Genomic DNA, 7,134 nt, shown 5'->3' with positions numbered 1-7,134 from the left:
CACGCGCTCGGAGAAAGCGCGCAAGATCATGGCGGAGCTCTACGGACCTTTCGTCCGCACCGAGAACCCGATCCTCTTCATGGATCCGCGCTCGGCCGAGCTGACCAAGTACGCGGCCAACGCGATGCTGGCCACGCGCATCTCGTTCATGAACGAGATGGCGAATCTGGCCGACCGCGTGGGCGCGGATATCGAATCCGTGCGCCGCGGCATCGGCTCCGATCCGCGCATCGGCTATCACTTCCTGTACGCGGGCTGCGGTTACGGCGGCTCGTGCTTCCCGAAGGACGTGCAGGCGCTCATCCGCACCGCTGCGGAATCGGGCCAGAACCTGCGCATCCTGGAAGCCGTCGAGGACGTCAATCACGCCCAGAAGGACGTGCTGGTGGGCAAGATCGTCAAGTCGCTGGGCGAGGATCTGCGCGGGCGTCACTTCGCGGTCTGGGGTCTCGCGTTCAAGCCGAATACCGACGACATGCGCGAGGCGCCGAGCCGCCGCCTGATCGCCGAATTGGTGTCGCGCGGCGCGACGGTGTCGGCCTACGACCCGGTCGCCACCGAAGAAGCGCGCCGCGTGTTCGCGCTCGACTTCGCGCAGTCGCCCGAGTTGCTCGCGCGCATCACTTTCGCGCCCAGCCAGGACGACACGCTCACGGGTGCCGACGCGCTCGTGATCGTGACCGAATGGACGGCCTTCAAGGCGCCCGATTTCGAAGCGCTCAAGGCGGAACTCAAAGCGCCGCGCATCTTCGACGGACGCAATCTCTACGAGCCGGACGCGATGGCGGAGCACGGCTTTGACTATCACTCGATTGGGCGGCCCCATGTCAAACACGCAAGCGACGCAACCCCAGCAGCCTGACCACGCGGCCCTCGCGCCCGACGTCCAGGTGGTGCCGCGCGAGCAGTTCGGCAAATCGCGCGTGCTGGTGGTGGGCGACGTGATGCTCGACCGTTACTGGTTCGGCGACGTCAACCGCATCTCGCCGGAAGCGCCGGTGCCGGTCGTGCACGTGCAGCGCCAGGAAGATCGCCTGGGCGGCGCGGCCAACGTCGCGCGCAACGCGGCGGCGCTCGGTGCGCAGGCAGGGCTGCTGTGCGTGGTGGGCCATGACGAGCCGGGCGAGCGTATCGTCGCGCTGCTCGGCGAAAGCCATGTGCACGCGCATCTCGAACGCGACCCCGCGCTGCCGACCACCATCAAACTTCGCGTGCTGTCGCGCCAGCAACAACTGCTGCGCGTGGACTTCGAGAACACGCCGGCGCACGAGGCGCTGCTCGCGGGCCTGGCGCGCTTCGACGCGCTGTTGCCCACGCACGACGTGATCCTCATGTCGGATTACGCGAAGGGCGGCCTTACGCACGTTACGCAGATGATTTCGAAGGCGCGCGCGGCCGGTAAGGCGGTGCTGGTCGATCCGAAGGGCGACGACTGGGAGCGCTATCGCGGCGCGAGCGTCATCACGCCGAATCGCGCGGAGTTGCGCGAAGTGGTGGGCACCTGGAAGTCGGAAGAAGATCTGTTCGCACGCGTGACGAAGTTGCGTACGGAACTGCAGTTCGACGCGCTGCTGCTCACCCGTTCGGAAGAGGGTATGACGCTCTTTTCCGCGGACGGCGTGCTGCACACGCCGACGGTTGCGCGCGAAGTGTATGATGTCTCGGGCGCCGGCGACACGGTGATTGCAACCGTTGCAGTCGCGCTGGGCGCGGGCCTTTCACTGCAGGAAGGCGTTGCGCTCGCCAATCGTGCGGCGGGCATCGTGGTCGGCAAGCTCGGCACCGCCACCGTCGATTACGACGAACTCTTTCAATGACGTTGCACGCGTAGCTGCCCATCGCACCGCTTTGGGCAGCCGAAGGCCGGGATTTCTGGAGAGTTCTCCCGGCCTCGCGTGAACTTCATCAACGCAGAAATACCATGACCATCATTGTGACCGGCGCGGCCGGCTTCATCGGCAGCAACATCGTCAAGGCGCTGAACGAACGTGGCGAAGACCGCATCATCGCCGTCGACAATCTCACGCGCGCCGACAAGTTCAAGAATCTGGTCGATTGCGAAATCGACGACTACCTCGACAAGACCGAATTCGTCGAGCGCTTCACGCGCGGCGACTTCGGCAAGGTGCGCGCGGTGTTCCACGAAGGCGCCTGTTCGGACACGATGGAAACCGACGGCCGCTACATGATGGAGAACAACTTCCGCTTTAGCCGCGCGGTGCTGGACGCATGCCTGGCGCAGAGTGCGCAGTTCCTCTATGCGTCGTCGGCGGCAATTTATGGCGGCTCGACGCGCTTTGTCGAGGATCGCGAAGTGGAAGCGCCGCTGAATGTCTACGGCTATTCGAAGTTCCTGTTCGACCAGGTGATCCGCCGCGTGCTGCCCAAGGCGCAAAGCCAGATCGCGGGCTTCCGCTATTTCAACGTGTATGGCCAGCGCGAGACGCACAAGGCGCGCATGGCGTCGGTGGCGTTCCACAACTTCAACCAGTTCCGCGCAGAAGGCCGCGTGAAGCTGTTCGGCGAGTACAACGGCTACGCGCCGGGCGAGCAGACGCGCGACTTTGTTTCCGTGGAAGACGTGGTGAAGGTCAACCTGTTCTTCTTCGATCATCCGGAGAAGAGCGGCATCTTCAATCTGGGCAGCGGCCGTGCGCAGCCGTTCAACGATATCGCCACGAGCGTGGTCAACACGCTGCGCGCGATGGACGGCAAGCCTGCGCTCACGCTCGAAGAGCAGGTCAAGGAAGGTCTGATCGAGTACATCGCGTTTCCGGACGCGCTGCGCGGCAAGTACCAGTGCTTCACGCAGGCCGATCTCACGAAGCTGCGCGCAGCGGGTTACGACGCGCCGTTCCTGACGGTTCAGGAAGGCGTCGATCGTTACGTACGTTGGCTATCTGGCCAGGTGTAAGCGCAAGCGGTCTCTCCCTAAACTGGACTCTCCTCGCCGGCGATGGTCGCCGGTGTTGGCTCACAACGGAGATCCAGCATGATCAGGAAAATTCTCGCACTGGTGGCGCTGCTCGCCGCCTTCGGCCAGGCATTTGGTGCCGTGGACGTGAACACGGCCAATGTGGACGCGCTGCGCGGCATCAAGGGCATTGGGCCCGCGCGCGCCAAGGCTATTCTCGACGAGCGCGGCGCACATGGTCCGTTCAAGGACGCTGCCGATCTCAGCAAGCGCGTGAAGGGACTGGGCGGCCATACCGTCGAACGTCTGCAGGCCGAAGGATTGTCGGTTGGCCCCGCTAACGGCAAGCCCGGTGCCGCAACGCAGACGGCCAATGCTGCAACCGGCGCGAAGGGCGCGGTGGCTGGCGCTAACACCGGTAGCACTACGGTCGCGGTCAAGAAGTAGCGTTTGCGCTTGAAAGCCGCGCTGCGTGCCTCGCGTGGCGCGGCGGCAGTCTCCTTCAGGTGTCGCCACGGTGCCGCTCAACCACCGTTCAGGCGAAGTTGAACCCGCGGTCCAGGCCGCGGGCTTTTTGCGTCTGTTTTGCCTGCAGACTCGACCCTTCTGCCACCATGGCCAGCCGGAGCGCCCCAGCGCTGACAGGCCGCGTGGTTTAGAATCGAAAGATCACGTAATCGCGCCTGACTGCCATCCCCTATGCCATACAAGACTATTGAAGACACGATCGGCAATACGCCGCTCGTGCAACTCGTCCGTTTGCCCGACGACGACATCCGCGCCCGCAACAACATCGTGCTGGCCAAGCTGGAAGGCAATAACCCGGCAGGTTCGGTCAAGGACCGCCCGGCGCTCTCGATGATCCGTAAGGCGGAGCAGCGCGGCCGCATCAAGCCGGGCGACACGCTGATCGAAGCCACCAGTGGCAACACCGGCATTGCGCTGGCGATGGCAGCGGCGATTCGCGGCTACAAGATGATCCTCATCATGCCGGAAGACCTGTCGGTCGAACGCCGCCAGAGCATGGCCGCCTACGGCGCCGAAATCATGCTCACGCCCGTGAAGGGCGGCATGGAATACGCGCGCGATCTCGCTGAACAGATGCAGCGCGACGGCAAGGGCATCATCCTCGACCAGTTCGCCAATCCCGACAATCCGCTTGCGCATTACGAAGGCACCGGCCCCGAACTCTGGCGCGAAACCGAAGGCCGCATCACGCACTTTGTGTCGTCGATGGGGACGACGGGCACGATCATGGGCACGTCGCAGTATCTGAAAGAGCAGAACCCGGCCATCGAGATCGTCGGTGCGCAGCCGGAAGAGGGCTCGCGCATTCCGGGTATCCGCAAGTGGCCCGAAGCCTATCTGCCGAAGATCTTCGATCGCAGCCGCGTGGATCGCGTCGAGAATGTGAGCCAGGCCGCCGCCGAAGCGATGGCACGACGTCTGGCCTCCGTCGAAGGCATCTTCGCGGGGATTTCGTCGGGCGGCGCGTGTGAAGTGGCGATGCGTCTTGCGCGTCAGCTCGAAAACGCGACGATCGTGTTCATCGTCTGCGATCGCGGCGACCGTTATCTGTCGACGGGCGTGTTCCCGGCGTAAGCGTCGCCGTTAAGCCGGCTCGCTCGAATGCAAAAGGGCGGTCTGTCGTGAAGACAGACCGCCCTTTTTTATGGCGCGAAGACCGGTTACGCCTTATTGCCCTTGCTTCAAGCGCTGCAATTGTTGCGGTGTCAGCGTCGTCGTACCGTTTGACGGCCCTGCGCTTACGCCATCGTCCGAGTCGGCGCCCGAATCCGTGCCGGTACTCGCTCCCGACTGCGTTGCCAGCATTTGCGCCTTCACGCGCATGCCTAGCTGATACACCGACAGCGCGTAGAAGAAGCTGCGGTTATAGCGCGTGAGCACGTAGAAGTTCTTCAGGCCCAGCATGTATTCGGTCGGGCGTCCGGGCGTCGGCAGGTCGATTACCGTGACCGGCGTGCCCCCTTCGGCGGCGATGTCCACATTCGGCTCATTGAGCACGAGGCCCGAGCGCAGCAGTTGCACAAGCGGCCAGCGCGGATCCGGTTTGCCGTCGGCGGCGGCCTGCGCGATGCCCTGGCTGCCCGGATCGTTGGCAATCTTCCACACCACGGGGCGGCCCGTTTCCCAGCCGTTCTGCTTCAGATAGTTCGCGACGCTGCCGATCGCATCGGCCGTGCTCGCACGCAGATCGATATGGTGATCGCCTTCGTAGTCGACGGCGTACTGCACGATGCTGCTCGGCAGGAACTGGGGGATACCGATCGCGCCCGTGTACGAACCCAGCACCGTCGACGGATCGATCTGCGAACCGCGCGTCCACACCAGGTAGTCTTCGAGGTTCTTGCGGAACGTCGCCATGCGGTCGGCGCGATTGGGCGTATCCGGATAATCGAACGCGAGCGTCGTAAGCGCGTCGAGCACGCGGAAGTTGCCCATATAGCGGCCGTAGATCGTTTCCACGCCGATGATGCCGACGATCACTTCGGGCGGCACGCCGAACTGATCGGAGGCGCGTTGCAGCGTCGCCTGGTTCGCGCGCCAGAACTTCACGCCCGCGTTGATACGCACGGTGTCGAGAAAGCGCGACTGATACGCGCGCCAGTTTTTCGCGCCCGGCGTGGGCGAAGGTGTGACCAGCTTCACCGCCGTGGCCGAATAGCTCGCGCTCGAAAACAGCGCGTGCAGTGCATCGGCGTTGAAGTCGTAGCGCGCCACCATGTCGTTGATAAAGGCATCGACATTCGGGTTGTTCGCGTAGCGTTGCGGAACGATCTCCTCTTCGAACGTCTGGCCTTGCGAGGCGGATTGCGGCTGCGCCTGGGCGAGCGTCACGGGCTTGCGCTTCGTGACGGACGCGCCCGCGGATTGCGCGTGCGCGGCGCCGGTCCACAGCGCCGCAGCAGTGCAGAGCGCGAGGGCGAAAGACGGGATGCGCGGGTGGCCGGAAACAAACGGAGCGGACTTTTGCGCGGACTTGTGCGTCATGGGAGGCGAGCGGGTCTGAACGGGAGGAGATGATCCGGGGCAGTATACCCGAGCACTTCGCGAGCACTAGCCCTGATGGGCGTGCGGCAGACACGCGGCGTTTGCATCCCGCGCCGGCTGGCGCAATCGATGCAGTAGCCGTGTGGTAACGTGACGCTGGACCGCGCTCGACCGCGGCCCGCGCGACTGTTGCGAATCCCTGCGCAGCACCCGACGAAAGACCTGATGGAGACCCGTGTTGCGCATCGTTGCGCCGCGCGGCCAGTACGACACATGACGACCGGATTTTTCACGCACCCCGACTGTCTGCTGCATGAAATGGGCGAATGGCATCCCGAATGTCCGGCGCGCCTGCAGGCAATCGAAGACCAGCTCATCGCCAGCCGCATCGACTCGCTGATCGAACGCGACGACAGCGCGCCTCTTGTGGACGAAGCAGCGTTACTGCGGGTGCACACCCAGGCGCATGTCGACTACCTGCGCCAGCTTGCGCCGCAGGAAGGCTACGCCGCGATCGATCCCGATACCTCGATGAACCCGCACACCTGGCAGGCCGCCTTGCGCGCGGCGGGCGCAGCCGTCGCTGCCACTGACGCCGTGATCGCGGGCCGCTTCGAAAACGCCTTCTGCAGCGTGCGCCCGCCCGGCCATCACGCCGAACCCGCGCGCGCGATGGGCTTCTGCTTCTTCAACAACGTGGCCGTCGCGGCGCGTCATGCGCTCGATGTGCATGGACTGTCGCGCGTCGCCGTGATCGACTTTGACGTACATCATGGAAACGGCACGGAAGCCGCCTTCGCGGGCGATTCGCGCGTGCTCATGTGCAGTCTGTTCCAGCATCCGTTCTACCCGTTCTCGGGCGCCGACAATCAGGCGCCGAACATGGTTAACGTGCCAATGGCGGCGCGCACCAAAGGCATGGAAGTGCGCGAGGCCATCGACATTCTGTGGCTGCCGCGCCTGCACGAATTCAAGCCCGAAATGGTGTTCGTCTCGGCGGGTTTCGATGCGCATCGCGAGGACGATCTCGGCAACATGGGGCTTGTCGAGGACGACTACGCGTGGATCACCGAGCAGATCGTCGATATCGCCAAACGCTATGCAAAAGGGCGCATCGTGAGTTGTCTCGAGGGCGGCTATAACCTATCGGCGCTCGGGCGCAGCGTGGTGGCGCATCTGCGCGCGCTGGCCGGCATCTGATTTTCAAA

Annotated in this window: 7 protein-coding genes; 6 read left to right on the top strand and 1 reads right to left on the bottom strand. The window is 64.2% G+C overall.

The window, feature by feature from the left end; genetic code table 11:
* From VG320_RS27760 to cysM, 5 genes are all read left to right on the top strand, one after another.
* A partial coding sequence (locus VG320_RS27760; protein ID WP_327203272.1) for a UDP-glucose dehydrogenase family protein occupies positions 1-862 on the top strand: 862 nt, incomplete at its 5' end.
* A complete protein-coding gene (gene rfaE1, locus VG320_RS27755) occupies positions 825-1,817 on the top strand; it encodes a D-glycero-beta-D-manno-heptose-7-phosphate kinase (protein WP_327203271.1) in 993 nt (330 codons plus the stop codon). The genes VG320_RS27760 and rfaE1, both read left to right, overlap by 38 nt.
* A 104-nt stretch (positions 1,818-1,921) precedes the next feature.
* Entirely contained in the window at positions 1,922-2,914 is a 993-nt protein-coding gene (gene rfaD / locus VG320_RS27750; RefSeq protein WP_327203270.1) for an ADP-glyceromanno-heptose 6-epimerase, read from the top strand.
* 78 nt (positions 2,915-2,992) lie between these two features.
* On the top strand, positions 2,993-3,361 hold the full coding sequence (locus tag VG320_RS27745; RefSeq protein WP_327203269.1) for a ComEA family DNA-binding protein: 369 nt from the start codon (positions 2,993-2,995) through the stop codon (positions 3,359-3,361).
* A 252-nt stretch (positions 3,362-3,613) separates the two neighbouring features.
* Entirely contained in the window at positions 3,614-4,516 is a 903-nt protein-coding gene (gene cysM, locus VG320_RS27740; protein ID WP_327203268.1) for a cysteine synthase CysM, read from the top strand.
* 93 nt (positions 4,517-4,609) lie between these two features.
* Here the strand turns inward: cysM and mltB are convergent, their stop codons facing one another.
* Positions 4,610-5,926, bottom strand: coding sequence for a lytic murein transglycosylase B (mltB, locus tag VG320_RS27735; RefSeq protein ID WP_327203267.1), 1,317 nt, complete (start codon positions 5,924-5,926; stop codon positions 4,610-4,612).
* A 273-nt stretch (positions 5,927-6,199) separates the two neighbouring features.
* Between mltB and VG320_RS27730 the strand changes: the two genes are divergently transcribed.
* Entirely contained in the window at positions 6,200-7,126 is a 927-nt protein-coding gene (locus VG320_RS27730) for a histone deacetylase family protein (RefSeq protein ID WP_327203266.1), read from the top strand.
* Positions 7,127-7,134: the final 8 nt, after the last annotated feature.

Origin of the sequence: Paraburkholderia sp. (assembly GCF_035948235.1) — a bacterium.
Lineage (GTDB): Bacteria > Pseudomonadota > Gammaproteobacteria > Burkholderiales > Burkholderiaceae > Paraburkholderia.
Note: the sequence above shows the minus strand (reverse complement) of the source record. Positions and strands in the feature narration are given on the sequence as shown.

Coding starts and splice junctions, on each gene's coding strand:
- rfaE1 (WP_327203271.1), top strand. CDS start 825: ATGTCAAACACGCAAGCGACGCAACCCCAGCAGCCTGACCACGCGGCC.
- rfaD (WP_327203270.1), top strand. CDS start 1,922: ATGACCATCATTGTGACCGGCGCGGCCGGCTTCATCGGCAGCAACATC.
- VG320_RS27745 (WP_327203269.1), top strand. CDS start 2,993: ATGATCAGGAAAATTCTCGCACTGGTGGCGCTGCTCGCCGCCTTCGGC.
- cysM (WP_327203268.1), top strand. CDS start 3,614: ATGCCATACAAGACTATTGAAGACACGATCGGCAATACGCCGCTCGTG.
- mltB (WP_327203267.1), bottom strand. CDS start 5,926: ATGACGCACAAGTCCGCGCAAAAGTCCGCTCCGTTTGTTTCCGGCCAC.
- VG320_RS27730 (WP_327203266.1), top strand. CDS start 6,200: ATGACGACCGGATTTTTCACGCACCCCGACTGTCTGCTGCATGAAATG.